The 23448-nt window shown below is 65.6% G+C and carries 20 protein-coding genes; 4 read left to right on the top strand and 16 right to left on the bottom strand.

The window, feature by feature from the left end:
• Positions 1-82: 82 nt before the first annotated feature.
• The 11 genes from ACE191_RS08105 to mraZ form a co-directional block, all read right to left on the bottom strand.
• Positions 83-799, bottom strand: coding sequence for a cell division protein FtsQ/DivIB (locus ACE191_RS08105; protein WP_400191690.1), 717 nt, complete (start codon positions 797-799; stop codon positions 83-85).
• 31 nt (positions 800-830) lie between these two features.
• Entirely contained in the window at positions 831-2291 is a 1461-nt protein-coding gene (murC, locus tag ACE191_RS08110) for a UDP-N-acetylmuramate--L-alanine ligase (RefSeq protein ID WP_400191691.1), read from the bottom strand.
• Entirely contained in the window at positions 2288-3442 is a 1155-nt protein-coding gene (gene murG, locus ACE191_RS08115; protein WP_400191692.1) for an undecaprenyldiphospho-muramoylpentapeptide beta-N-acetylglucosaminyltransferase, read from the bottom strand. Before murG ends, murC begins: the two co-directional genes overlap by 4 nt.
• Positions 3443-3571: 129 nt before the next feature.
• Complete coding sequence (locus tag ACE191_RS08120; protein WP_400191693.1) at positions 3572-4753, bottom strand: FtsW/RodA/SpoVE family cell cycle protein; 1182 nt, start codon at positions 4751-4753, stop codon at positions 3572-3574.
• Positions 4754-4825: 72 nt separating this feature from the next.
• A complete protein-coding gene (gene murD, locus ACE191_RS08125; protein WP_400191694.1) occupies positions 4826-6205 on the bottom strand; it encodes a UDP-N-acetylmuramoyl-L-alanine--D-glutamate ligase in 1380 nt (459 codons plus the stop codon).
• A 5-nt stretch (positions 6206-6210) separates the two neighbouring features.
• Positions 6211-7431 carry a phospho-N-acetylmuramoyl-pentapeptide-transferase gene (gene mraY / locus ACE191_RS08130; RefSeq protein WP_400191695.1) on the bottom strand — a complete coding sequence of 407 codons (1221 nt, stop codon included), beginning with the start codon at positions 7429-7431 and terminating at the stop codon, positions 6211-6213.
• A 97-nt stretch (positions 7432-7528) separates the two neighbouring features.
• Complete coding sequence (locus ACE191_RS08135) at positions 7529-9019, bottom strand: UDP-N-acetylmuramoyl-L-alanyl-D-glutamate--2,6-diaminopimelate ligase (RefSeq protein WP_400191696.1); 1491 nt, start codon at positions 9017-9019, stop codon at positions 7529-7531.
• Positions 9020-9056: 37 nt separating this feature from the next.
• Positions 9057-11387 carry a penicillin-binding transpeptidase domain-containing protein gene (locus ACE191_RS08140; protein WP_400191697.1) on the bottom strand — a complete coding sequence of 777 codons (2331 nt, stop codon included), beginning with the start codon at positions 11385-11387 and terminating at the stop codon, positions 9057-9059.
• 9 nt (positions 11388-11396) lie between these two features.
• Positions 11397-12167 (bottom strand): FtsL-like putative cell division protein, encoded by a 771-nt coding sequence (locus ACE191_RS08145; protein ID WP_400191698.1) that lies wholly within the window; start codon positions 12165-12167, stop codon positions 11397-11399.
• A 148-nt stretch (positions 12168-12315) separates the two neighbouring features.
• Positions 12316-13266: a 16S rRNA (cytosine(1402)-N(4))-methyltransferase RsmH gene (gene rsmH / locus ACE191_RS08150; RefSeq protein WP_400191699.1), complete on the bottom strand. Its 951-nt coding sequence runs from the start codon at positions 13264-13266 to the stop codon at positions 12316-12318.
• Entirely contained in the window at positions 13263-13736 is a 474-nt protein-coding gene (gene mraZ / locus ACE191_RS08155; protein WP_400191700.1) for a division/cell wall cluster transcriptional repressor MraZ, read from the bottom strand. Before mraZ ends, rsmH begins: the two co-directional genes overlap by 4 nt.
• Before the next feature lie 286 nt (positions 13737-14022).
• On the opposite strand from mraZ, the gene ACE191_RS08160 reads away from it, so the two are divergent.
• From ACE191_RS08160 to ACE191_RS08170, 3 genes are all read left to right on the top strand, one after another.
• Positions 14023-14487, top strand: coding sequence for a hypothetical protein (locus ACE191_RS08160; protein ID WP_400191701.1), 465 nt, complete (start codon positions 14023-14025; stop codon positions 14485-14487).
• 93 nt (positions 14488-14580) lie between these two features.
• Positions 14581-16875, top strand: coding sequence for a TonB-dependent receptor domain-containing protein (locus tag ACE191_RS08165; RefSeq protein ID WP_400191702.1), 2295 nt, complete (start codon positions 14581-14583; stop codon positions 16873-16875).
• 54 nt (positions 16876-16929) lie between these two features.
• Entirely contained in the window at positions 16930-17319 is a 390-nt protein-coding gene (locus ACE191_RS08170) for a heavy-metal-associated domain-containing protein (protein WP_400191703.1), read from the top strand.
• A 68-nt stretch (positions 17320-17387) separates the two neighbouring features.
• Here the strand turns inward: ACE191_RS08170 and ACE191_RS08175 are convergent, their stop codons facing one another.
• Positions 17388-17951 (bottom strand): hypothetical protein, encoded by a 564-nt coding sequence (locus ACE191_RS08175; RefSeq protein ID WP_400191704.1) that lies wholly within the window; start codon positions 17949-17951, stop codon positions 17388-17390.
• 227 nt (positions 17952-18178) lie between these two features.
• On the opposite strand from ACE191_RS08175, the gene ACE191_RS08180 reads away from it, so the two are divergent.
• Positions 18179-18901 (top strand): LytR/AlgR family response regulator transcription factor, encoded by a 723-nt coding sequence (locus ACE191_RS08180; RefSeq protein ID WP_400191705.1) that lies wholly within the window; start codon positions 18179-18181, stop codon positions 18899-18901.
• On the opposite strand, the gene ACE191_RS08185 is transcribed toward ACE191_RS08180, so the two are convergent.
• From ACE191_RS08185 to ACE191_RS08200, 4 genes are all read right to left on the bottom strand, one after another.
• Positions 18870-20924 (bottom strand): ATP-binding protein, encoded by a 2055-nt coding sequence (locus ACE191_RS08185; RefSeq protein WP_400191706.1) that lies wholly within the window; start codon positions 20922-20924, stop codon positions 18870-18872. The two genes, ACE191_RS08180 and ACE191_RS08185, sit on opposite strands and share 32 nt — an antisense overlap.
• Before the next feature lie 262 nt (positions 20925-21186).
• The gene (locus ACE191_RS08190; protein WP_400191707.1) at positions 21187-21984 is read right to left on the bottom strand and encodes a fatty acid desaturase; all 798 of its coding nucleotides are present in this window, start codon (positions 21982-21984) and stop codon (positions 21187-21189) included.
• Between the two features lie 23 nt (positions 21985-22007).
• Complete coding sequence (locus ACE191_RS08195; RefSeq protein ID WP_400191708.1) at positions 22008-22856, bottom strand: 4-hydroxy-3-methylbut-2-enyl diphosphate reductase; 849 nt, start codon at positions 22854-22856, stop codon at positions 22008-22010.
• Between the two features lie 96 nt (positions 22857-22952).
• The gene (locus tag ACE191_RS08200; RefSeq protein WP_400191709.1) at positions 22953-23441 is read right to left on the bottom strand and encodes a hypothetical protein; all 489 of its coding nucleotides are present in this window, start codon (positions 23439-23441) and stop codon (positions 22953-22955) included.
• Positions 23442-23448: the final 7 nt, after the last annotated feature.

Consider the following 23448-nt stretch of genomic DNA (forward strand, 5'->3'; position numbering starts at 1 on the left):
TGAGTTGAGGCTGGCGGGGTAATGCGGTGTAGTGGTGTTTGCAGGCCGAAAGGCCGGTAAATCAGGGGATTTAACGGCGCCGTTATTCGCAAATTATTTGGTTCTGGAATTCCACATTTACGCGGTGGTAAGTGTCCCATCCGAGGGCGGGCGGAATTTGGCGGTAAAATACCATGAGTTTCGCAAATTTTTCCGGAATATTCTCCGGAAATCCAAATTCAACGCGCTGGTCACCGACTTGCTGGGTGAAAATGAGTTTTCCGTTGGGCGAAATAAATACTTCCGCCACCTGCGCCCGCCAGAACGGCCGCTCGTCGATGTAGCGCAGAAACTCCAGGTAGCGCCGGCCCTCGGGCGCCTGAAAAAAGGCGGCGTCGAGCGGCTGACCGTTGAGCTTGGCAATGGGTACCACCCGGGCCGAGTACAGCGCCGACAGCGGCAGGGCCTGCCCGCTGGCGTCGAGGTATTCGTCTTGGCGGGCGTCGGCGTGGGTCAGGCGCGCAATGGGGCGGTTCTGGCGCACGTCGGCGTGCAGGTTGCCGGCCAAATCGCGGTACACCTGCGCGTCGCGCACGAAGGGGTGGGTTTTAAGGCGCTGCTCCAGCGTTTTCAAATCCAGGCCCGCGGGGTCGGCGCCTACTAGGCGCTGGTGGCCGTTGCGGGTGAGCAGACTGGTCACTTGCTGTTCGCTGATAAAGAAGTTGTTGAACTCGTTGCCGATGGTCACAATGACGCGGCCCACGGGGCGCTGGGCCTGGCGCACGGCGGCAAACACCGACAGGCCGGATACCAGCAGCAAGCTACCGACAATGAAAAGTACATTTTTTGCCTTACGCTTCAGCGCCATACCACTTCCGGTGCAGGATTTTTTTCAATTCCGGGACGAGCTGGTCGATGTCTCCCGCGCCTACGGTCGCCAGCACATCGAAGTTGTCGTCGCGGGCCGCGGCTTCCAGCACCTGGGGTTTGCTGAGCAAAGCCGTGCGCGGGGCCGTGAGCTGATGCAGAATGAGTTCCGACGACACGCCTTCGAGGGGCAGTTCGCGGGCCGGGTAGATGTCCAGTAAAAAAACTTCGTCGGCCAAACTCAGGCTCTGGGCAAAGCCGGCCACGAAGTCCCGGGTGCGGGTGTAGAGGTGGGGCTGAAAAATCACGCGCAGCCGCTTGCCAGGGTACAGGGCCCGCACCGAGCGCAGGAACGCCTCGATTTCGCGGGGGTGGTGGGCGTAGTCGTCGAGGTAGGCGCGCTCCTGCCCCTTGGTCAGCACGAACTCAAAGCGCCGCTTCACGCCGCGGTAGGCCGCCACGGCCGCCGCCAGCTTGTCGGTGGGCAAGCCCACCAGCTGGGCCGCGCCGGCCGCCGCCAGCATGTTTTCCACGTTGTGAAAGCCCGGCACGGCTAGCTCCAGATTCGGCACCGTGCCCTGCGGCCCGTGCAGGGTGAAGTGAAACTGGTAGCCGGCGGGGCGCAGGTCGGCGGCGTGCAGCTCGGGCCCCTGTTCGGGTGTGAGGCCGTAGTGCAGCACCCGCACGCCGGGTGCCACTGCCCCGGCCAGGCTCGGGTCGGCGGTGTGGTTGAGCAGCAGCGTGCCGCCGGAGCGGATCTGCCCCACGAACTGCCGGAACGACTCTACCAGCGCCGACTGCTCGCCGTAGATGTCGAGGTGGTCGGCGTCGGTACTGGTGACGATGGCCACGTCGGGGTGTAGGGTCAGAAACGAGCGGTCATACTCGTCGGCCTCCACCACGATGGGTACCTGGTCAGTTGTCAGCGGCGAGTTGGCAGTTGTCAGTTCTTCCTGCGTCGGCGGCAAAAGCATGTTCGAGCCCAGGTTCACCGAAATGCCGCCCAGGAACGCGCCGGCGGGCACGCCCGCGTGGTGCAGCAGGTGGGCCACCATGCTGCTGGTGGTGGTTTTGCCGTGGGTGCCGGCCACGGCCACGGTGCGGCGGCCGGCCGTGAGCAAACCCAGCACCTGGCTACGCTTGCGGATGTCGTAGCCCTGCTCCCGCAGCCAGGCCCACTCCCGGTGGTCCTTCGGAATGGCGGGCGTGAGCACCACCAGCGTCTGGTCGCGGTTGGCGCGCACTTCGGCGGCAATGTGCGCCGGCTCGTCGTCGTAGTGCACCTCGATGCCTTCGGCTGCCAGCGCCTCGGTCAGCGGGGTGCGGGTTTTGTCGTAGCCCCACACCTGGTGGCCATTGGCCCGGAACCAGCGCGCCAGCGCCGACATACCAATGCCGCCGATGCCGAGAAAGTACACGTAGGGAAACTGCGCTACCGGGTTCATCGGACCGAGGCCGCTTGGCGGCGTTCAATGAGGGTTTCCAGCTCATCCACAATGGCGCGGGTGGCCGCGGGGCGGGCCAGCGGCTCGATGCGGCGCCGCAGCTCCTGCTGCCGGGCCGGGTCGGCCAGCAGGGCCAGGGCCACGTCGTAGAGCTGCCGGGGCGCGTCGGCGTCCGACACCTGCAGGGCGGCGCCGCGGGTCGAGAGGGCCAGCGCGTTCTTGGTCTGGTGGTCTTCGGCCACGTTGGGCGAGGGTACCAGCACACAGGGCTTGCCCGTGAGGCACAGCTCCGACACCGACAAGGCCCCGGCGCGGCTCACAACCACGTCGGCGGCGGCGTAGGCCAGGTCCATGCGCTGAATAAACTCGTGGGCGTAGAGGTGGTCGGCGGCGAAGGGCGCGGCCTGCTCCTGGGCGCTGGGAAAGTACAGCTTGCCGGTTTGCCAGAGCAGCTGCACGCCCGCCTCGCGCAGGCGCGGCAGCGCGGCGGCCGTGGCCTCGTTCAGCGTGCGTGCCCCCAGGCTACCGCCCACCACCAGCAGCACCGGGCGGCTGGGGTCGAGGCCGAAGAAGCGCAGGGCCGCGGCTCGGTCGCCGCCGGCAATTTCGGCACGCACGGGGTTGCCGGTCAGCACGAGCTTGTCGGCGGGGAAAAACTTCTCCATGCCCTCGTAGGCCACGCAGACCTTATCCACGCGGCGGGCCAGCAGCTTGTTGACCAGGCCCGCGTAGGAATTCTGCTCCTGAATCAGGGCTGGAATGGCGCGCGAGGTGGCCGCCAGCAGCACCGGGGCCGAGGCGTAGCCGCCCACGCCCACCACGGCGTCGGGCCGGAAGGTTTCGAGCAGCTCACCGGCCTTGCGCACCGAGCGGAACACCTTGAGCGGGAACAGCAGGTTTTCGGGCGTGAGCCGGCGCTGCAGCCCCGAGATGTTCAGGCCCACGATGCGGTAGCCGGCCTCGGGCACGCGCGTCATTTCCATGCGGCCCAGGGCCCCCACGAACAGGATATCGGCGTCGGGGCGGCGGCGGCGCAGCTCGTTGGCAATGGCCACGGCCGGGAAAATATGGCCACCCGTGCCCCCGCCGCTGATGATGACGCGGCAGCTGGCAGTGAGGTCGGGCTCGATATGGTGGGCCTGGTCGGGCATTAGTTGCAATGGTTGAGTGATTGAATGAGCGAATGATTGAGCGGTTGGGTGACTGAATTATTGCGCGGCATCAGGAGCGCGCCGTCCGGCTATTCAGTCATTCAATCATTCTTTCATTTAGTCATTGATTCAGGCCAGCGCCGTTTGCTTGGGAATGCGGGGCGTGTCGTCGGCCTCGCCGGCCATGGGGCGGATTTCCCGGTCGCCGCGGCTCACGCTCAGAATGATGCCGATGCTGATGCCGGTAAAGATGAGCGAGGTGCCGCCCATGCTCAACATGGGCAGCGGCAGGCCGGTAATGGGGCCCAGGCCCACGGCCACGCCCATGTTTACCATGGCCTGCAGCACCAGGCTAAAGCACAGCCCCGCCGAGAGCAGCCCCCCGAAGGCGCCGTAGCTGCGCATCACGGTGAGCAGCCCCCGGTAGAGAAAGGCCAGGTAGAGGAAGAGCACGAAAACGCCGCCCACCATGCCGTATTCCTCGATGATGATGGCGTAAATGAAGTCGGAGTACGGGTGGGGCAGGATGTTGCGCTCGGTGCTGTTGCCGGGGCCCTTGCCGATGGGGCCGCCGCCGGCAATGGCAATCATGGAGTGCTCGAGCTGGAAGGGCAGCGGCTTCGACTTGTCAGTAAACGACTCGATGCGCTTTTGCACCGTGCCCCAGCGCTGGCCCAGAGTGAGGGCCCCCCCGCCCACCGTCACGCCGATGAGGATGGTGAGCAGGATGTGCTTGAGGGGCACCCGGCCAATGAACATCAGCAGCAGGCAGGTGAAAAACAGCAGCAGAGCCGTGGAGGCGTTCGACAGCACGATGATGCCGCAGATGGCGCCGATCCACAAAATCACGGGCAGCAGCGTGGTGGTGAAGTTGTCGATGTACTGCTGGCGGCGGCTGAGCATCGAAGCCAGGTGCGAAATCAACGCCAGCTTGGCCAGGTCGGAAGGCTGGAAGGTTTGGTTGATGACCGGGATGGTAAGCCAGCGCGAGGCGTCGTTGACGGTGGTGCCGCCCACGAAGTAGGTGAAGATCAGCAGCGGCAACGACAGCAGCAGGGCGTAGAGCGACAGGCGCGAGTAGTGACGGTAGTCGATGCGGTGGGCCAGCCAGGCAAAGAACAGTCCCACCCCAATCAGGCCGGTGTGCTTGATGAGGAAGTACTCGGTGTTGCCGCCCATCTTCTTGTAGGCCAGCGTGCCCGTGGCCGAGTACACCACCGCAATGGAGATAAACGAAAACACCAGCACGATGGCCCAGAGCACCGGGTCACCCTTCAGGTTCTTCTCCAGCCAGGTTTTAACGGGTTCCATCGGATGTAGAGCTTAGACTTGAGAGCTGAGAACTGAGAAAGAGGCGGGTAAACGTTGCGCTGCCAGAACGATCTAGGTTCCTGGCTCTACACTCTCAGTTCTCAGTTCCGCTACCGCCTGGGCGAATTGCCGGCCGCGGTCCTCGTAGTTCTTGAACAGGTCGAAGCTGGCGCAGGCCGGCGAGAGCAGCACCACGTCGCCGGGCGCGGCCAGGGCGTGGGCGCGGCGCACGGCCTCGGTCACCGATTGCGTCTCTTCCAGGTGCGGCACCCGGCTGCCGAAGGCTGCGCGCAGCTTGGCGTTGTCGACGCCCAGGCAGATCAGGGCTTTCACCTTGTGCTCGGCCAGCGGCTGCAGCGTAGCATAGTCGTTGCCCTTGTCGGTGCCGCCGGCAATCCACACGATGGGCGCCTTCACCCCGTCGAGGGCGTACCAGGCGGCTTCCACGTTGGTGGCCTTCGAGTCGTTGATGAAGCGCACGCCGCCGATTTCGCCCACGGGCTGCAGGCGGTGCTCGGCGTTCCGGAAGGTGGGCAGGGCGGCTTCGATCTGCCCCACCGACACGCCGGCCACGCGGGCGGCCAGCACGGCCGCGGCCAGGTTCTGGCGGTTGTGCAGGCCAATAAGCGGCGAGCCGCTCACGTTCACCACCTCGGGCTCGTCCTGCAGCTCGGGCACGTCCAGGCGCAGCTCGGCATCGGCGCGGTAGCGGGCGGCGCAGCGCACCCGCGGCTCGGCCTGCAAACTGAAGGGCAAATCGTTGGTATCGACGAACACCGACTGGTACTCGCGCTGAATAACCTCGTCGTCGGCGTTGTAAATGAAATACGAGCTGCTGTCGAGGTTGCGGGTGATGCGCAGCTTGGCCTGGGCGTATTCCTCCAGGGAGTAGTGGTAGCGGTCGAGGTGGTCGGGCGTGATGTTGAGCAGCACGGCCACCGTGGGCACGTAGTCGTGGGTGTCGTCGAGCTGAAAGGAGCTCAGCTCCAGCACGTACCAGTCGAAGGCATCCTCGATGACCTGCTCGGCAAACGAGTAGCCCACGTTGCCGGCCAGGCCCACCTTGAAGCCGGCTTCCTTCAGCAGGTGATAGGTGAGCAGCGTGGTGGTGGTTTTGCCGTTGGTGCCGGTAATGGCAATGCTCTGGGCCCGGGTGTAGCGGCTGGCCAGGTCGATTTCCGAAATTACCGGAATGCCCTGGGCGCGGATGGCCTGCATCACCGGGGCTTTTTCGGGAATGCCGGGGCTTTTCACGATTTCGTCAGCCGCGAGGATTTCTTCGAGCGTGTGCGTGCCTTCCTCAAAGCGGATGCCGGCGCGGGTGAGCTTTTCGCGGTACGGGGACTTGAGCGCGCCGCCGTCTGACACGAACACGGCGTGGCCCTTGGCCTGGGCCAGCAGCGCCGCCCCTACCCCACTCTCGCCCGAACCCAGGATGACAATCTTGGCCATAATTCTTAGCGCAGTTTGAGGGTTACCAGGGTCAGCACGGCCAGCATAATGCCCACAATCCAGAAGCGCGACACGATTTTGGACTCGTGGTAGCCCAGCTTCTGGTAGTGGTGGTGCAGGGGCGACATGCGCAGCAGGCGGCGGCCTTCGCCGTACTTCTTCTTGGTGTACTTGAAGTAGCTCACCTGCACGATGACCGAGAGGTTTTCGATCAGAAACACGCCGCAGAGCACCGGAATCAGCAGCTCCTTGCGCACGATGAGGGCCAGCACCGCGATGATGCCGCCGATGGCCAGCGAGCCGGTGTCGCCCATGAACACCTGCGCCGGGTAGCTATTGTACCACAGAAAGCCCACGCAGGCCCCCACGAAGGCGGTGCAGAAAATCACCAGCTCGCCCACGTTCGGAATGAACATGATGTCGAGGTAGTCGGCCAGCACAGCGTTGCCGCTCACGAAGGCGAAAATGGCCAGCGTGATGCCGATGATGGCCGAGGTGCCCGCCGCCAGCCCGTCGAGGCCGTCGGTGATGTTGGCCCCGTTCGATACCGCCGTGATGATGAAAATCACGATGGGAATGTAGAAGAAGGCGTAGTACTCGTTGAAGAAGTCCCCGGCCGTGGCAAACAGGTCGCCGTAGTTCAGCTCGTTGTTCTTGGCGAAGGGAATGGTGGTAATCATCAGCTTCACGTCCTGGTAGGCCTTGCTGGCGTCGACGGCCGAAAACTGGCCGTTGGGCAGCAAATACTGGCGCACCGTCACGTCGTGGCTGAAAAACAGCACCCAGCCCACCGTGATGCCCAAACCCAACTGGCCCAGCATCTTCAGGCGGCCCGGCAACCCCTCCTTGTCTTTCTTGACCACCTTGATGTAGTCGTCGACGAAGCCCACCAGCCCCAGCCACACCGTGGAGAGGATCATCAGGATGATGTAGGTGTTGTCGAGCTTGGCAAACAGCAGCGTGGGCACCAGAATGGCCAGCAGGATGATGAGCCCGCCCATGGTGGGGGTGCCCTTCTTTTCCATCTGCCCCTGCAAACCCAGGTCGCGGATGCCCTCCCCGATCTGCTTGCGCTGCAGCACGGCAATCAAGCGCTTGCCAAACAGCTGGGCAATGATGAGGGAGGTGACCACGGCCAGCGCGGCGCGGAACGAGGTGTACTGAAACACCCCGGTGCCGGGCACATTGTACTGACGGTGCAAGAAATCAAAGAAGTAATACAGCATCGGTCGGGCGGCCCATCAGGGCCTTGCAAGCAGCAAAGTTTCGGCTTTTTGGGGTTCGGTCAAACGTTGTGTTTTCGGGGATTTTAGCGTAGTCGGCCTACAGGCTCAGCAGCTCAAAGGCCTCACTCAGCACCTGCTTGTCGTCGAAGGGCGTGCGCTGCCCCTCAATTTCCTGGTAGGTTTCGTGGCCCTTGCCGGCCACCAGCACGATGTCGCCGGGGCGGGCCAGGGCGCAGGCGGTCTTGATGGCCTCGCGGCGGTCGGGAATCATCAGGCTCTTGCCCGCGTCGGTGGGGCGCACGCCGGCCTGCATCTGGCGCAGAATCTCGTTGGGGTCCTCGAAGCGGGGGTTGTCGGAGGTCAGCACGGCCTTGTCGGAGAGGCGGCAGGCCAGCTCGGCCATGACGGGGCGCTTGGCCGCGTCGCGGTTGCCGCCGCAGCCGACCACCGTAATCACCTGCTGCTCGGGGCGGCGGATGTCGGCAATGGTTTGCAGCACGTTTTCCAGCGCGTCGGGCGTGTGGGCGTAGTCCACGATGCCGGTCACGCGCTTGCGCGGCGACACGATGGGCTCGAAGCGGCCCGGCGCCGAGGTCAGCCCCGACAGCACAGTGAGAGTTTCCTCGGGGTCTTCGCCCAGCAGGGTAGCCGCGCCGTACACGGCCAGCAGGTTGTAAGCGTTGAACACCCCAATGAGGCGAAACTGCACCTCGCGGCCGTCCACTTCCAGCTGCAAACCCTCCACGCCGTTTTCCACCAGCCGCCCGCGCACCGTAGCCTGCCCGCGCATGGAGTAGCTGGCTTTCTGGGCGGCGGTGTTCTGCAGCATCACCATACCGCGCTTGTCGTCGGCGTTGGTCAGGGCGAAGGCCGATTTCGGCAGCAGGTCAAAAAAGCCCTTCTTGGCTTTCAGGTAGGCATCGAAGGTGCCGTGGTAGTCGAGGTGGTCGTGCGAGAGGTTGGTGAAGATGCCGCCCGCGAAGTGCAGCCCCGTCACCCGGTGCTGGCTCACGGCGTGCGAGCTGACTTCCATGAAGGCGTGGGTGCAGCGCAGGGTTACCATGCGCGCCAGCAGCTCGTTGAGCCGAATGGCGTCGGGCGTGGTGTGGGTGGCGGGCACCACCTCGCGGCCGATCTGGTTCTGCACCGTCGAGAGCAGGCCGCAGTGGTAGCCGCGCTCCGAAAACAGCTTGTGCAGCAGCGTGGCCACGGTGGTTTTGCCGTTGGTGCCCGTCACGCCCACCAGCGTGAGCTGCCGGCTGGGGTGGCCGTAGAAGGCCGCCGCCACGTGGCCCAGGGCCTCGGCGCTGTCGGCCACCTGCACGTACACCACGTCGCCGGCCAGCTCGGCGGGCAGTTGCTCGCACACCACCACGGCCGCGCCCTGGGCCACGGCCGTGGCAATGAACTGGTGGCCGTTGGCCTGCACGCCGCGCAGGGCGAAGAACGCCGTGCCGGGCGCGGCCTGCCGCGAGTCCAGCGTCAGGCCGCTGACGCGGGCGTCGGCGGGGCCGTGCTGGCCCAGCACCGTTACGGCGGCCAGCAGATCGGAAAGGCGGTGCGAAAAGGCGGGTTGCTGCGGAGTCAAGGGCTGGAAAAGCAAACGGATAGTCAGAGGAAGAAAGCTAGGCGCGGCGTCCGGCCCTGGATTGGGGTGCCGGCCGGGCGGCGGCTGAGCGGGGCTTGGCCGGCTTCTGGCCCGGGTAAAGCGGGGTTTCGGGCCGCGCCGTGGGCTGCCCCGTGGGCGACACCGGCTCGGGAATCACGGTGGGCTCGGGCGCTACGGTGGGTTTGGGCGGGGCGTAGGGCAGCACCGGCACGGCGGCTTTGGCTACCACAGTGGGGTCGTGCAGCTCCAGTAGCACCACGGCGCCGCGGGTGAGCGGCATGCCCGGCACCACCGACTGGCGCTTCACCCGGCCGGTACCGATGGTGCGCACGCGCAGGCCACGGTTTTCGAGCAGGAACAGCGCGTCGCGGCGGGTCAGGCCCGAAACGTTGGGCATGCGGCCGCGGCGCACGGCCAGCGGCTGCCACTGCACGCCCTGCGGCGCGGTGTCGGCGCGCACCCAGTCGTCGGCCCCGCCCCCCTGGTTGCTCACGCCCAGGCGGCCCAGCACCAGCTGCAGCTCGTCCTGCATACCGGCGTAGGCCGCCGGCACCAGGGCCTTGCGCTTGGGCGCGCGGGCCAGCAGCGGCCGCTGGCTGGCCTGGTCGCGGGCCATTGCTTTGTCGGCCACCTCGCGGAACACCGGGGCAGCCACGTCGGCGCCGTAGATGCGCCCGCGCTTGGGCGAGTCGACTACCACGATGCAGGAGTACTTGGGCTTGTCGGCCGGGAAATAGCCGCAGAAGCTGGTGGAGTAGGTTTTGGTGTAGCGGCCGTTCTTGAACTTCCAGGCCGTGCCGGTCTTGCCGGCAATCTTGTAGTCGGGGGTGCGAATGCCGCGGGCCGTGCCGTGCTCCACCACGCCTTCCATCATGGCCCGCAGCTTGGCCAGGGTGGCGTCGGAGCAGATTTTGGGGTTCAGCACCCGGGGCTCGAAGCGCTCCAGCACCTTGTCGGCCTGCTTGATTTCCTTCACGATGAGGGGCTGGATCTTCACCCCGTTGTTGGCCACGGCGTTGTAGAAGGCCAGGGTTTGCAGCGGGGCCAGCTTCAGTTCGTAGCCAATGCTCATGGTCGAGAGCGAGGTGCGGCTCCAGGAGCGGTCGGCGGGGTCCTTCACGTAGGGCTTGGCCTCGCCGGTCATCTGAAAGCCCAGGGGCTGGTGCAGGCCGAACTTCTTGAGGTAGTCGGTGTACTTGGCAGGCTCGGCGTTGAAGTGGTCGTTGACCAGCTTGGCCACGCCGATGTTGGACGACTTCTCGAACACCTGCTGCACCGAGATGCGGCCGTAGGGGTGCGAGTCGGTTTTCACGGCCCCGGCAATCTTCATCTGCCCCGAGCGGCCGGTGTTCACCGTGTCGTTCAGGTCCAGGTCGGGATTGTCCTCAAACAGGGCCATCATCGAGGCCAGTTTGAAGGTCGAGCCCGGTTCGGTGCGGCCCTGGTCGGCAATGGCGTAGTTGTAGTCTTCGCGGTACTCACCCTCCGACACCTTGCCCAGGTTGGCCACGGCCTTGATTTCACCGGTCTGCACTTCCATCAGGATGACGGTGCCGTACTGGGCGTTGTTGTCGACCAAGCTGCGCAGCAGGGCGTTTTCGGCCACGTCCTGCAGGTTGATGTCCAGGGTGGTCTTGATGTCGAAGCCGGCTTGGGGTTTCACCTCGCTGCCATCGTACACGGGCTTGAGGCCGCCGGGCAGGCGCTCGAACAGGGCCTCGCCGTCCTTGCCGGCCAGCTCCTTGTTGAAGGTGTACTCCAGCCCCGCGCCGTGGGCCTCCTCGTTGATGAAGCCGATGGTGCGCTGGGCCAGCCCGCCGAAGGGGCGGAAACGCTTATCCACCTGCTCGAAGATGACGCCGCCCTTGTTTTTGCCGGCCCGGAAGATGGGCCAGGTGGCCAGCAGCTTTTTCTCCTGGAAGTTGATCTGCCGCGAGTTCAGGCGCAGGTAGCGCACGGCGGGCTTGGCGCTGTGGGCATTCACCAGCTTGCGGCGGTACTCCTGCACGCTCCGGTCGCCAAAAAAGCGCGAGAGCTGCAAAGCCAGCGAGTCCACGTCCTTCTGGAACAGGTTGTCGTCGACCACCGAAGGGTCCCAGGCCACCCGGAAAAAGGGCAGCGAGGTGGCCATGATGCTTTCGTTGTCGGAGAAGATGTTGCCGCGGGTGGCGCGCACCGGCTGGTACACGATGCGCCGCTCCTGCTCCAGGGCCCGCCACTTCTCCCCTTCCACGTACTGAATGCGCTGAATCTTCCACACGATGGCGGCCGAAAACAGCAGCACGCCCAGGAAGGCGAGGCGCACCCGCGTGACAATGGATTTCTTAACGCTGCCCTGCTTCATCATGGCCGTCGACTACTTGCTGCGCTTCGTGGTGGGGGATTCGGCTTTGGCGCCCGGTTTGGTGGCTTTCTTGGGAGTGGTTTTCGGCTTGCCCGCGGCTTTGGCCGCCGCTGGCTTTGCGGTCTTGCTCTTGCTGCTGCTCCGCGCCGCCGCCAGCGCGGCGTTGGCGGCGCGGTGCTCGGCTACGTCGGCCAGCGAGTCGGTACGCTCGAAGGCGGCGGTGGCCGAGTCGGCGGCGGCTACCCGGGCCAAAGCCAGCGAGTCGCCCGACTGCAGGGGCATGCGCGCCAGCTCGTCCTCGTTCAGTTCGCCGGCCGGAATGGTGATGCGGAAGGGCGGCGACGAGCTTTCCACCAGCCCGTAGGCGGCCACTTTGCGGGCCACCTCGCTTTGCTTGCTGGCTTCCATGTAGTCCGACTTCAGGGTGGTGTAGTCGGCGCGCAAGTCCTCGGTTTCGGTTTTCAGCTTCTGAATGCTGCGGTTCATGCGCGTGGCGTAGTGCGTGTTGCCGATGTAAAGCAGAATCAGCAGCATCACAAACAGCGTGTGCGGCAGAAACCGCACCGGTACCCCGTCGCGGAACAGCCCGTCCACGCGCATCAGGCTTTCCAGCAGCGAAAACAAGCTCCACGACGACTGCTTGCGCGGCTTGCGGGGCTTTTCGGGCGCGGAAGTCGGCTCCGGAGCGCGCGGCTGCGGCTCGGGGGCAGGCGGCGGAGCTACCGGGCGGGGCGTGTTCTGGCGCGGTGCCCCCGCGGGCGGACGCAGGGTATTAATGGCCATGCTCAGAAAAGACGAAGGGCGAAAGACGACGGGCAGCGGGCGGGCCGGGTAGGGTCAGCCCGACGGCCCACGGGGCCGCGCCGCCGGGGAGGCAGGCCCAGCAGCTAACAGCAGCGGAAGTGAGAAGGCTGTTCAGCATACCGCGTTACTAACTCAACATCAACGAACTGCGCTCGGCCACCCGCAGCTTGGCCGAGCGGGCGCGGTTGTTTTGCGCCAGCTCGGCCTCGGTGGCCGTCACGGGCTTGCGCGTTACCGACTCGAAGGGCCGCTGCACGTTGCCAAACAAATCCTTCTCGGCCTCGCCGAAGAACTTGCCCTGCCCGATGTAGTTTTTCACCAGCCGGTCTTCGAGCGAGTGGTAGGACATGACCACCAGCCGCCCGCCGGGCCGCAGCACCTGGGCCGACTGCGTGAGCAGGGCCTGCAGCACCTCCATTTCCTCGTTTACCTCCAGGCGCAGCGCCTGAAAGACCTGGGCCAGGTACTTGTTTTCCTTGCCCCGCGGTACGCAGCTCTGAATGGCCTGCTTGAGGTCGGCAATGGTATGGATGGTGCGGGCGTTGCGGGCCTGCGCCAGGGTGCGGGCCAGGGTGCGGGCGTTGGTCACCTCCCCGTACATGCCAAAGATGCGGTGCAGCTCGGCCTCGCTGTACTGGGCCACCACGTCGGCGGCCGAGGGACCGTGCTCGGAGTTCATGCGCATGTCCAGCGGGCCGTCGAAGCGCGTGGAAAAGCCCCGCTCGGGCGTATCGAACTGGTGCGACGACACGCCCAGATCGGCCAGCAGGCCGTCGAGGCCCAGCGCGCCGCGGCGGCCCAGCTCGTCATGCAGCTGGCTGAAGTTGGCGCGAATGAAGGTGAACCGGTCGCCGCGGGGGCCGCGAATCAGCTGCTGGGCCTGCTGCTCGGCGTCGGCGTCCTGGTCGAAGGCGTAGAGGTGGCCGTCGGGCCCGAGCTGCTCGAGAATGGCTGCCGAGTGGCCCCCGCCGCCGAAGGTCACGTCGACGTAGCGGCCGTCGGGGCGCAGCTGCAGCGCCGCCAGGCATTCGGCCAGCATCACGGGCCGGTGGTAGGTGGGGTCCGGGGTCGTGCTCATGCGGCCTGGCTCGCCCCGGCGGGCGGCGTTTCGGTGAGGAATTTCTGGGCCAGCTTCGAGAAGCTCTGCTGGTCCTTGATCAGGTACTCGTCGTAGCGGGCGGGGTCCCAGATTTCGCAGCGGTTGCCCAGCCCCACGATGATGGCCTCCTTCTCGATGCCGGCGTAGCGCCGCATGGAACCCGGCAGCCCGAAGCGGCCAATGGAATCAAACTCCACCTCCGTCATGCCGCGGAAGAAGTTGCGCTGAAACTGCCGGTACTCCTCGTTGAACTCGTCCAGGGCCATGACTTTGTCGTGAATCACGCGCCAGGCGGCCAGCGGGTACAGCACCAGGCAAGGCTCGAAGCCGCGCACCAGCACCAACTGATTGCCCGAGCCCTCCGGCAGGTTACCTTTGACCTTGGCCGGGAGCACCAGCCGCCCCTTGGGGTCGAGCTTGCAGTCGTATTCGCCGGAGAGCAGGTGCATGGACAAAGGAGGAGCCGCGGGGACGGAGCAGAGGGTGGGTAAGCAAAAGTACGCAACCCCCGGCAAAAGGTAACCACCTTTTACCATTTTCTACCACCTGGCAAAAGCCCGTTTTCAGGCTCCGAAAGCCGTTTTTCCTGACCGGCAGTCGGAATATGCCTGCAAAGTGGTAATGAGTGGAAGAGGTTTGTCAAAATGGCAGTCGGCGGCGGCCGGCGCAATCCTGCACGCTGAGGTCCCGGATTCTACACTGCGCTGCCCGCGCCGGGCTTCGTATCTTTGGGCTGTGAAAAAGCGTCCGCTGATTCTGCGCCTGTTCAGCTTGTGGCTGGCCCTGCTGGTGCTCACCTCCTCGGTGGGCCTGGCGGTGCAGCAGCACACCTGCCGGGCCAGTGGGCAAACGCAGCGGGCCGTGGTGCTCACTCCCCGTCACACCTGCGCCCCCCAGCCCCGCCAGCCGGCCGACTGCAATTCCCCGGCCGCGCCCCAGTTCAAAGGCGCCACCGTGCAGGACGGCTGCTGCGCCTTCAGCGTCGACCACCACCACGTGGACGCGCCCTCGGCCCAGCTGAAATTGGCCCAGGCGCCGGTGCCGGTGTGGGTGGCCACGCTGCCCTCCCTGGGCTGGCCCGCCCTGGCGCCCGCTCTGGCTACGGTTTCCGCCGCCGAAGTGCTCTATGGCGCCGACGCTTCGCCCCCACCCCGGGCCGGCCGCACGCTGCTGACTTTCGTGTGCACTCTCGTCGTCTAGGGCGGCTTCTTCCTGCCACCGGAGGTTTCCGGTTGGCTTTGCGCCGGGCCTGCCGCCCGCGCCTCCTCGGAAGAATGCCAACTCCCTGACTTCATGAAACCATTCCTATTGAGCCACATCGGGCTCCGCTTGCCCCTGCTGGCTTTGGGCCTGCTGGGCAGCACCGCGGCCCGGGCGCAAACCAATTCCACCCAGGCCGTGCGCGGCGAAATCACCGACGCGGCCTCCCGCGCCCCGCTGCCCGGGGCCGTCGTCCGCTGGCTGGGCACCAGCCACGCCGCCACCACCGACGCCCAGGGCCAGTTTGTGCTGCCCCGCCCCGTGCAGGCCACCGACGGCCGCCTCATCGTCAACGCCCTGGGCTACGGGGCCGATACCATTGCGCCAGGCGCCTACGTGCGGGTGGCGCTGCGCGGCAGCAATGAGCTGCAGGAAGTGAAAGTGGAGGCCGAAGCCCTGAGCTACTCGGCCCTGACGCCCACCCACACCCAGGTCATCAGCAGCCGCGACCTGACCAAGTCGGCCTGCTGCAACCTGGCCGAAAGCTTCGAAACCAACGCCTCGGTGGAGGTATCGACCTCCGACGCGGCCTCGGGCGCCAAGCAGATTCAGCTGCTGGGCCTCGACGGCGCCTACTCGCTGCTGACGGTGGACAACCTGCCGGCGCTGCGCGGCCTTTCCACGCCCTACCGCCTCAACTACCTGGCCGGTCCCTGGATCGAGAGCATCGACATCATCAAGGGCATGGGCTCGGTAGTCAACGGCTACGAGTCGATTTCGGGCCAGGTGAACGTGCGTCTGCTGGAGCCCGACCAGACCGACCGCTTGCTGCTGAACGCCTACGTGAACGACTTCGGCAAATTCGACGTGAACGTGAACACCTCGGCCCGGCTCAGTCCCCAGCTCAGCACCGCGCTGATGCTGCACGCCGACCACCTGGGCACCCGCGTCGACCGTAACCGTGATGGCTTCCTGGATTTGCCGCTGGCCACGCAGTACAACCTGATGAACAAGTGGAAGTACAAATCGGGCCGGGCCGTGGTAAGCGAGCTGGGCGTGGGGGCCCTGCGCGAAACTCGCCAGGGCGGGCAGCTGGACTTCCGCCCCGAGGCCGGGAACCGGCACTACGGCATCACCCAGCAGACCGACCGCTACACGGCCTACAACAAAACCTCCTACACCTGGCCCACCCGCCCCTACCAGAGCCTGGGCTTGCTGGTCTCGGGCACCAGCCACGCATTTACCTCGGCCTACGGAGCAGCTGAGTTCGGCGACGCCCAGCGCCTGCGCCGCGAGTACAACGGTACCCAGCGCACGGGCCTGGCCACGCTGCTGTTTCAGAGCGCCATCGGCAACACGGCCCACGTATATCGCCTCGGGCTGAGCTACCTCTACGACGATTACCCGGAGCACCTGCGCACGGGCAACACCGCGGCCGAGCGCGAGCGGGGCCGCCGCGCCCGCACCGAGCAGGTGCCCGGGGCCTTCGCCGAGTACACCTACCAGAACTCGCGCAACTTCACCTTGGTGGGCGGCCTGCGCCTCGACCGCCACAACCTCTACGGCTGGGTGTTCACGCCACGCCTGAACGTGAAGTACGACGCCACGCCCACCACCATCCTGCGCGTGGCCGCCGGCCGCGGCTTCCGGGTGGCCAACCCCATTGCCGAAAACGCGGGCATGCTGGTCAGCAGCCGGCAGTTTCTGTTTGACGCCAACCTGCAGCCCGAGCGGGCCTGGAACCTGGGCGGCAGCCTTACCCAGTACTTCACGCTGGCCGGCCGCCAGGCCACCTTTGTGGCCGACTACTACCACACCGAGTTCCAGAACCAGATTGTGGCCGACGCCTACAACATGACCGGGCTGCTGTTCAGCAACCTGAGCACCTACGGGGGCCGCTCGTTGTCGCGCAGCTTCCAGGCCGAGGTGCAGGTAGAGCCTATTAAGCGTCTGCAGGCCAAAGCCGCCTACAAGTGGCTGGACGTGCGCACCAGCTACGCCGCCGGCCTGCTGCCCAAGCCCTTGGTGCCCCGCCACCGGCTGTTTGGCAACCTGAGCTACGCCACGGCCTACGACAAGTGGCGCGCCGACTTCACCGTGCAGGGTTTCGGTCGCCGGCCCCTGGCCCATGCCCCCGGCCACGACAACGGGCACGAGGCCAGCGTGCTGCGCTTCGCCCCGCGCTATGCCCTGCTCAACGCCCAGCTGGCCCGGGCCTTCAAGCGCTTCGACGTGTACGCCGGGGTGGAGAACCTGACCAACTACCGCCAGCGCAACCCCATCGAAGGCGCCGACCAGCCGTTCGGCCATAATTTCGACGCCGCCATGAACTGGGGGCCCATCTACGGTCGTTTGACTTACCTGGGCCTGCGCTACAAGCTGCAGTAAGCGGGTTTTCGGCCTGCTCTTTGCTTTTCCGTCTTTCTACTGATTTCTTTTTCCATGCAAGCTTTCCGCTCTTTCCTCAAGTCCGCGTTGCTCAGCCTCACCGCCGTTGTATTCTCGGCCCAGCTCAGCCAGGCCCAGCAAACTCCCGCCCCGGCCAAGTCGGGCAACGAAGAAGTTAAAATCAAGACCTCGGCCGTGTGCGGCATGTGCAAGGCCCGGCTGGAAAAAGCCTTGGCCTATGAGAAAGGCGTGCAAGCGGCCCTGCTCGACGTACCCAGCCAGGTGCTCACGGTGCAGTACCGCGCCGGCAAAACCACGCCCGAGGCCCTGCGCGCCGCCGTGGTAGCCACCGGCTACGACGCCGATGGCCAGACGGCCAACGACAAGGCGTACAACCGTCTGCCGGAGTGCTGCAAGAAAACCAACGCCATTCACGGCGACTAGAGTACTTCCTGACCCGCAACGCAACGGGGCGCCCGGCATTGCTGCCGGGTGCCCCGTTGCGTTGCGGGCTACGCCAGCGCCCCCACCTGCTCCTGCACTTCGAGCTCCAGCTGCATGCGCAGCGGCAGGGGCCGCGTCAGGCGGCGGCGGTGCGTGCCCGACAGCTCCACGGTAAACCAGTCGGCGCGCAGGTAGTCCAGCAGGTTGGGGCGACCCAACACCCGCAGGTCGATGTAGCCCGGGTGCACGTCGGCGGCGGTGAAAGCGGCCACCTCAATTTTGCCGTGGAGCGCCGACACAAAACAGCTGCCGCTTTCCAGGGCGGTGAGCGTGGGACTGTGGGGCTGCGGGGCGGTACAAGGAGCCTCGGGCAGCAGTTCGAGACGGGCCGCCCGCAGCGTGACGCCCTGTACCCCGGGTCGGGTAAGGGCCGTCAGGCAGGCCAGGGAATTGGGTAAAGTGGCCTCGGCCAGAAACAGCAGATCAAGGCTGGGGTCGAGGCGCAAATCCAGGCTGCGGGTATTGCTGGCGGCCGCCCGCCGGCGCTGGCGGCGCCCTTCGTAGCGGGCCAGGGTAAACGCGACTCCCAGCACGAGCGGAGCTGCCGCCGCAGAAATAGCTAAGCTGGACATGGCATCGAAGGTGAGTGGGTGAGTTGGGTCGCGGCGCGCCAGATCCGGGGTTCCGGCGGGGCTCCTCAATATCACTAAACAATATAGCATTTACTATGTATTTCACCAGCAACTTTCTGCCTGCCGAGTTCAGCCAACCCGCCCCGGGCATTTTCCCGGCCCGGTCATAGCGGTGAGCTTCTATATTAAGCTTATATTCACACCGCTTCTGTCGCAAGCACCCCTCTATGAAGATTACTTGTTTGCTTCTTGATGACGATCCGCTGGTGCTGGATCTGCTACAAGCCTACGTGGCCATGACGGATGTACTGGACGTGAAGGCGTCTTTTACCGACCCCCTGGAAGCACACAGCTATTTACTGGAAAACGAGGTGCAGGTCTTGTTTTCCGACGTTACGATGCCCCACCTCTCGGGTCTGGACCTGGTGCGCTCCTTGCGGCAACCACCACTGGTGGTGCTCATGACGGCTCACCCGCAGTACGCCATGGAGGGCTTCAACCTGGACGTCATCGACTTCCTGCTCAAGCCGATTTCCCTCGACCGGTTTCTGAAAGCGGTGCACAAAGTGGCCGAGCTGCTGCGGCCAGCCCCGGCCGTGGACCACACCGGCCCCGTGGGCTCCTTCTTTATCCGTACCGACGCCCAGTTTCTGCGTCTGCACTACCGCGAAGTGCTTTACATCGAGGCCGTACACAACCTCACCCAAATCAATACCGTGGACGGGCGCACGCACCTCACGCTGGTTGACCTGCCCCAGCTCGAAGCCCAGCTCCCCCCCACGCTGTTTGTGCGCACCCACGGCTCCTACCTGGTCAACGCCACCCAGATCGAGTCGGTGAGCAACCAGGAAGTACGGGTGGCCGGCCGCGCACTGCCCCTGAGCCAAAGCTACCGCGAGCGGGTAACCGAGCGCGTAGTCAACCGCCTGCTGATTCGGCCGCAGGTATAGCCGCCGGTACCGTGGCGGGCTGCTCGCCGCCTTGCGGGGCCAGGGCCGGCAGGGTAAAGCAGAACGTGCTGCCCTCGCCCAACCGGCTTTCGAAGCTGAGGCGGCCGCCGTGGCGCTCCACGAAGTCCTTGCACAGGCGCAGCCCCAGCCCAATGCCTTTTTCCCGCGCCGTACCCAGGGTGGTGTGGGGCTCGGCCTCGGCCAGAATCTTGGCCTGATCGGCCACCGAAATACCCACGCCCGTATCGCTCACCCGAATTTCCCACTGCTCGCCCACCAGCCGGGCCGTCAGGGCCACCGTTCCCCCGGTGGGCGTAAACTTGATGGCGTTGCCGAGCAGATTCCGCAGCACCAGCCGGGCCATATTGGCGTCGGCCTGGGCCTGGCAGGGTTTGGGCAGCTGGTTGAGCAGCAGAATCTGCTTACGTTCGGCGTCGCCCAGCAGCAAGGCCAGGCACTCTTCGGCCATGTCGTCGAGGCGCACCCGCTCGGGGCGCAGGGAGGTTCCCTGCATCTGCGAAGCGGCCCAGTTCAACAGGTTGTCGAGCAGGCCCAAGGTGGTGTCGAGGGTGCGGGTGAGGCGCTGCGTATGGGTGGCCAGCCGCTCGGGGGGCAGCGCGCCCAGGTTCAGCAGGGCCAGCAACGAGTACAGCGAGCTGAGCGGGCTGCGCAGGTCGTGGGAAATGACCGAAAACAGGGTGTCCTTGGTGCGGTTGAGCCGGTCCAGCTCTTCCTTCTGCCGGCTGATGGCGGTGTTCTTGCGCTGCAACAGGCGGTTGACGCGCCGCTGCTCGCGCCGCCCCCGCACCAGGCCCGCCACCAGCAGCAGCAGCAGCGCCGTGCCCACCGCCAGCACGTTGCGCGCCAGCTTCTGGCGGCGCAGGTTGGCTTCCTGAATCAGCCGGTTCTTGGTCAGCAGCTCAATTTCCCGCTCTTTCTTGTCGGCTTCGTAGCGGGCGCGCAGCTCTTCTACCTGGGTCAGGTGCCGTTCCCCGGCCGCGCTGTCGCGCAGGCTCACGTAGCGGGTCAGCGAGCCGAGGGCCCCGGTTACGTTGCCCTGGCGCCGCTGCAGCCGCGCCAGGGTCAGGTACAGCTCGCTTTTCCAGTCCAGGTCGCCGCTCACGCGGGCCAGCACAATGGCCCGCTGCAAAAGCTCCCCGGCTACGTTCCGATGCCCCAGCGAGTCGTGGGCCGCGGCCAGGGCCTGGTACATGCGGCCGCGCAGGGCCGGGAAGCCGCGCGGGGGCAGCTGCGCCAGCGCCTGGGTGTAGAACCCCTGGGCCAGCACGTGGTTGCCCACAGCGGCGTACACCTGCCCGGTAGTCAGCAGCACGTGGCCGGTGCCGGTGCTGTCGCCCAGCTGCCGGGCCAGTCGGGTACTCTGCCCCAGGTAGTAAAGCGCCCGACTGAATTGCCGCCGGGCCAGGTGCATGCGCCCAACCGCGTGCAGGGCCACGGCGGCGCTGGCGGCATTGCCCGAGCGCTGCCACAACCCATAGGCCAGCTCGTAGCGACGCTGCGCCTGGGGCCATGCCTGCTGACTGGCCGACAGGTCCCCCAGGTGCTCGTGCAGACTGGCCTGCGCGGCCGGATTGCCTACGCGCGCTGCCAGCTGCAGGGCACGCATGAAGGTTTGCCGGGCCTGTCCCGTGTCGCCCTGGGCCAGCTGCACCCGCCCCAGCAGCCGCAGCCCTTCTGCCCGGTCGCCAATGCTGGCTAGCTGGTGCTGCCCCAGTGCCGCGCGAGCATGCTGCAGGGCAGGGCCGTAGCGCCGCAGCTCGAGCAGGGCCGTACCCAACCGTACGTGCACCGCGGCCCGGGCCGGTGAACCCGCGTTCAGGCGGCCCAAGTCTGCTTCAGCTACCCGCAGTGATTCCGCCGGATTGGGCGAAGTAAGCAGGGACAGGTTGCCGGCTGGCAAACTTCCCGCCCTCACCGGCCGCCGCCCAACGGCTCCAAACCCCAGCAGCAGCCCGAGCAGCAGGCCGATTGTCTGAGTCAACAAGGGCGAAAATCGGTTCATGGCGGGGTGCAGCGGAAATATAGGTACCGCCTTCGGCCCCCAGGGGACTCAAGGTTCGGCAACGCCCAACAAAATAGGCAATTGCGCGGGCCGCCAAAATTTGGTTGGTGCGGCAGCGCCGCAACCCGGGCCGAAATCAAGGTCTGGTCGCCCGGTTTCCCCGCCAAACCAGCCAAGTGGTCCTTTAGGCACTTACCCGGACACCACGTTCGTCTACCCTGATATAGCCTGGCAGGACAGGAGCCCGGAACTGCCGCGAGCCTTAGGCAGCTTTGGGCTGCTTGGCCCGCCATAGGCGCCACCAGGGCAGGTAAGGCTGGTCGTGGTGCTCGTAGTGGTAGCCAAAAAAGTAGCAGCTCACGAAGGCCCACAGGTGGTTACGCCCCTGACTACCCGACTTGTGGGCGTTGTCGGGGTCATGCTCGCCGCGGTGGGGCAGGTAGGTACCAAAGTAGAACAGCTGCACAGTGGCCAGCACCGCGGGCAGCATCCAGAACGCAATGACGTTGGCCGTAGGCAGGAAGTACTTGAGTACGTTGAAGGTCAGGGCCATGAGCAGCACCTGCGTGAGCGTGATGTAGTTGCGGGCAAAGCGCAGCAGCCAGAGCAAAAAGTGCGGGTGCTGCCCGTCGTGGAAATCGGGGTCGTCGGGGGTGGCTACGTGGCGGTGGTGGGCGTGGTGGCGCGGCAGCAGCCGCGGAAACCAGTTGTAGGCAAACAGGCCCGCCGCGAGCGTGCCCAGGGCGTTGTTCAGGCGCCGGTTCGGGCTGACCACGCCGTGCATGGCGTCGTGGGCGGTGATGAACAGGCCGGTGTAGAGGTGCGTCTGCACCAAAGCCAGCAGGTAAGGCCAGGGCGTGCGCCAGTCGGGCCGGTAGTAGCCCAGCAGCCAGGTCAGCAGCCCGGCCCAGCTCAACACAATCAGCAGCGCCACGGCTACGCCGCGGTAGCCCAGCGCCGCGGGCGCAATGCGGCGCTTCGCCCGCGAATGAGGGAATGAGTGAATAAGTGAACCCTCGTTCCCGTTGGCTCCAGCGCGGATGTTGTTGACTTTACTCATTCGCCAATCACTCCTTTACCACCTTACAGCCGCAGCAGCGCGTCGCGCACGTCTTCCATCAGCCACATGGGCGTGCTGGTGGCTCCGCAGATGCCCACCGATTCGCCCGGCGCAAACCAGGCAGCCTCGATTTCTTCCACCTTGGAAATGAAGTGCGTGCGCGGGTTGGTTTCCTTGCAGACCTGGTAGAGCACCTTGCCGTTGGAGCTTTTGGTGCCCGACACGAACACAATCTGGTCGTACTCGGCCGCGAAGCCACGCAGCTCCTGGTCGCGGTTCGATACCTGCCGGCAGATGGTATCGTTGGCCGAAACCTGGTAGCCGCGCCCTTCCAGCTCGCCCTTGATGCGGTAGAAGCTGGCCGTGCTCTTGGTAGTCTGGCTGTAGAGGGTAATGTTGGCCGGCAGCTCGTGGCGCAGCAGCTCATCGAGGCTCTCAAATACCACCGCGTCGCCGCGGGTCTGGCCCAGCAAACCCTGCACCTCGGCGTGGCCGTGCTTGCCGTAGATGAAGATGCGCTCCTGCTTGTCGTAGCTGGTTTTGATGCGGTTCTGCAGCTTGAGCACTACCGGGCACGAGGCGTCGATGAGAGTCAACTCGTTCTGCAAAGCCAGCTGGTAGGTGCTGGGCGGCTCGCCGTGGGCCCGAATGAGCACCTTCTCGCCGCGCAACTCGCTCAGGGTCTGGTGGCAGATGATGCGCAGGCCTTTTTTTTCCAGGCGCTCCACTTCCTCGTCGTTGTGCACGATGTCGCCCAGGCAATACAGGTAGCCCTGCTCGTCAAGGATGTCTTCCGCCATCTGAATGGCGTAGATGACCCCGAAGCAGAAACCGGAGTGCGGGTCGATGCGGACACTGAGGTTGAGCGGCATAGCTAGTGGAAAAACTACCGAATCAGGCGAAAGGTTTAGGCGAAAGGCCGTTACGCCGGTGTGGTGACGCTACGGCCCGTTGGTCGGCGTTGGGGTTTATTTCTCCCCCAGCTGCCGGGCCTGGGCGGGCGTCAGGTGCTGATGATCGAGCAGGAAGCGGCGCACCAGCTCGAAGGCTTCGGCGTCGAGGCCGGAGCGGGGGTGCTGCAGGGCGGCCTGCACCAGAAACGCGCGGTCGTCGTCGACGTGCTTGCTGGCGCCCAGAAAACGCGGCAGGTTGCTTTCCACCGAAAAGCGCAGAAAGCGCACCTCGGGGTGCTGCGGGCTCAGGGCCACGGCGGCATCGAACTGGCGGCTGGCGGCTTTCACCCGCTCGAGCTTGTCGAACACCCCACCGGTGTGCTTGGCCAACAAGGCCTCGGCGGCGGCTTTGTAGGCCAGCTGCACCGCGTCGCGCTCCGAGGCGCGGCTCATCAGCGCGTGAAAGTGGCGGCTGGCGGCCTCGTCGGCGGCGGCCTGCTGGTAGTGGCGGCGCAGCGCGGGCAGCGCGTAGGGCGAGGAGGTGGCGTCAGAAGGAGCGGTCAAGGCGGCG

This window comes from Hymenobacter sp. B81 (assembly GCF_044628455.1).
Lineage (GTDB): Bacteria > Bacteroidota > Bacteroidia > Cytophagales > Hymenobacteraceae > Solirubrum.

Excerpts from the sequence above, each read along its gene's own strand:
- murC (WP_400191691.1), bottom strand. The coding sequence starts at position 2,291 with ATGAACCCGGTAGCGCAGTTTCCCTACGTGTACTTTCTCGGCATCGGC.
- mraZ (WP_400191700.1), bottom strand. The coding sequence starts at position 13,736 with ATGCACCTGCTCTCCGGCGAATACGACTGCAAGCTCGACCCCAAGGGG.
- mraY (WP_400191695.1), bottom strand. The coding sequence starts at position 7,431 with ATGCTGTATTACTTCTTTGATTTCTTGCACCGTCAGTACAATGTGCCC.
- rsmH (WP_400191699.1), bottom strand. The coding sequence starts at position 13,266 with ATGAGCACGACCCCGGACCCCACCTACCACCGGCCCGTGATGCTGGCC.
- ACE191_RS08165 (WP_400191702.1), top strand. The coding sequence starts at position 14,581 with ATGAAACCATTCCTATTGAGCCACATCGGGCTCCGCTTGCCCCTGCTG.
- murD (WP_400191694.1), bottom strand. The coding sequence starts at position 6,205 with ATGGCCAAGATTGTCATCCTGGGTTCGGGCGAGAGTGGGGTAGGGGCG.
- ACE191_RS08190 (WP_400191707.1), bottom strand. The coding sequence starts at position 21,984 with ATGAGTAAAGTCAACAACATCCGCGCTGGAGCCAACGGGAACGAGGGT.
- ACE191_RS08195 (WP_400191708.1), bottom strand. The coding sequence starts at position 22,856 with ATGCCGCTCAACCTCAGTGTCCGCATCGACCCGCACTCCGGTTTCTGC.
- ACE191_RS08175 (WP_400191704.1), bottom strand. The coding sequence starts at position 17,951 with ATGTCCAGCTTAGCTATTTCTGCGGCGGCAGCTCCGCTCGTGCTGGGA.
- ACE191_RS08180 (WP_400191705.1), top strand. The coding sequence starts at position 18,179 with ATGAAGATTACTTGTTTGCTTCTTGATGACGATCCGCTGGTGCTGGAT.
- murG (WP_400191692.1), bottom strand. The coding sequence starts at position 3,442 with ATGCCCGACCAGGCCCACCATATCGAGCCCGACCTCACTGCCAGCTGC.
- ACE191_RS08140 (WP_400191697.1), bottom strand. The coding sequence starts at position 11,387 with ATGATGAAGCAGGGCAGCGTTAAGAAATCCATTGTCACGCGGGTGCGC.
- ACE191_RS08185 (WP_400191706.1), bottom strand. The coding sequence starts at position 20,924 with ATGAACCGATTTTCGCCCTTGTTGACTCAGACAATCGGCCTGCTGCTC.
- ACE191_RS08120 (WP_400191693.1), bottom strand. The coding sequence starts at position 4,753 with ATGGAACCCGTTAAAACCTGGCTGGAGAAGAACCTGAAGGGTGACCCG.
- ACE191_RS08145 (WP_400191698.1), bottom strand. The coding sequence starts at position 12,167 with ATGGCCATTAATACCCTGCGTCCGCCCGCGGGGGCACCGCGCCAGAAC.
- ACE191_RS08170 (WP_400191703.1), top strand. The coding sequence starts at position 16,930 with ATGCAAGCTTTCCGCTCTTTCCTCAAGTCCGCGTTGCTCAGCCTCACC.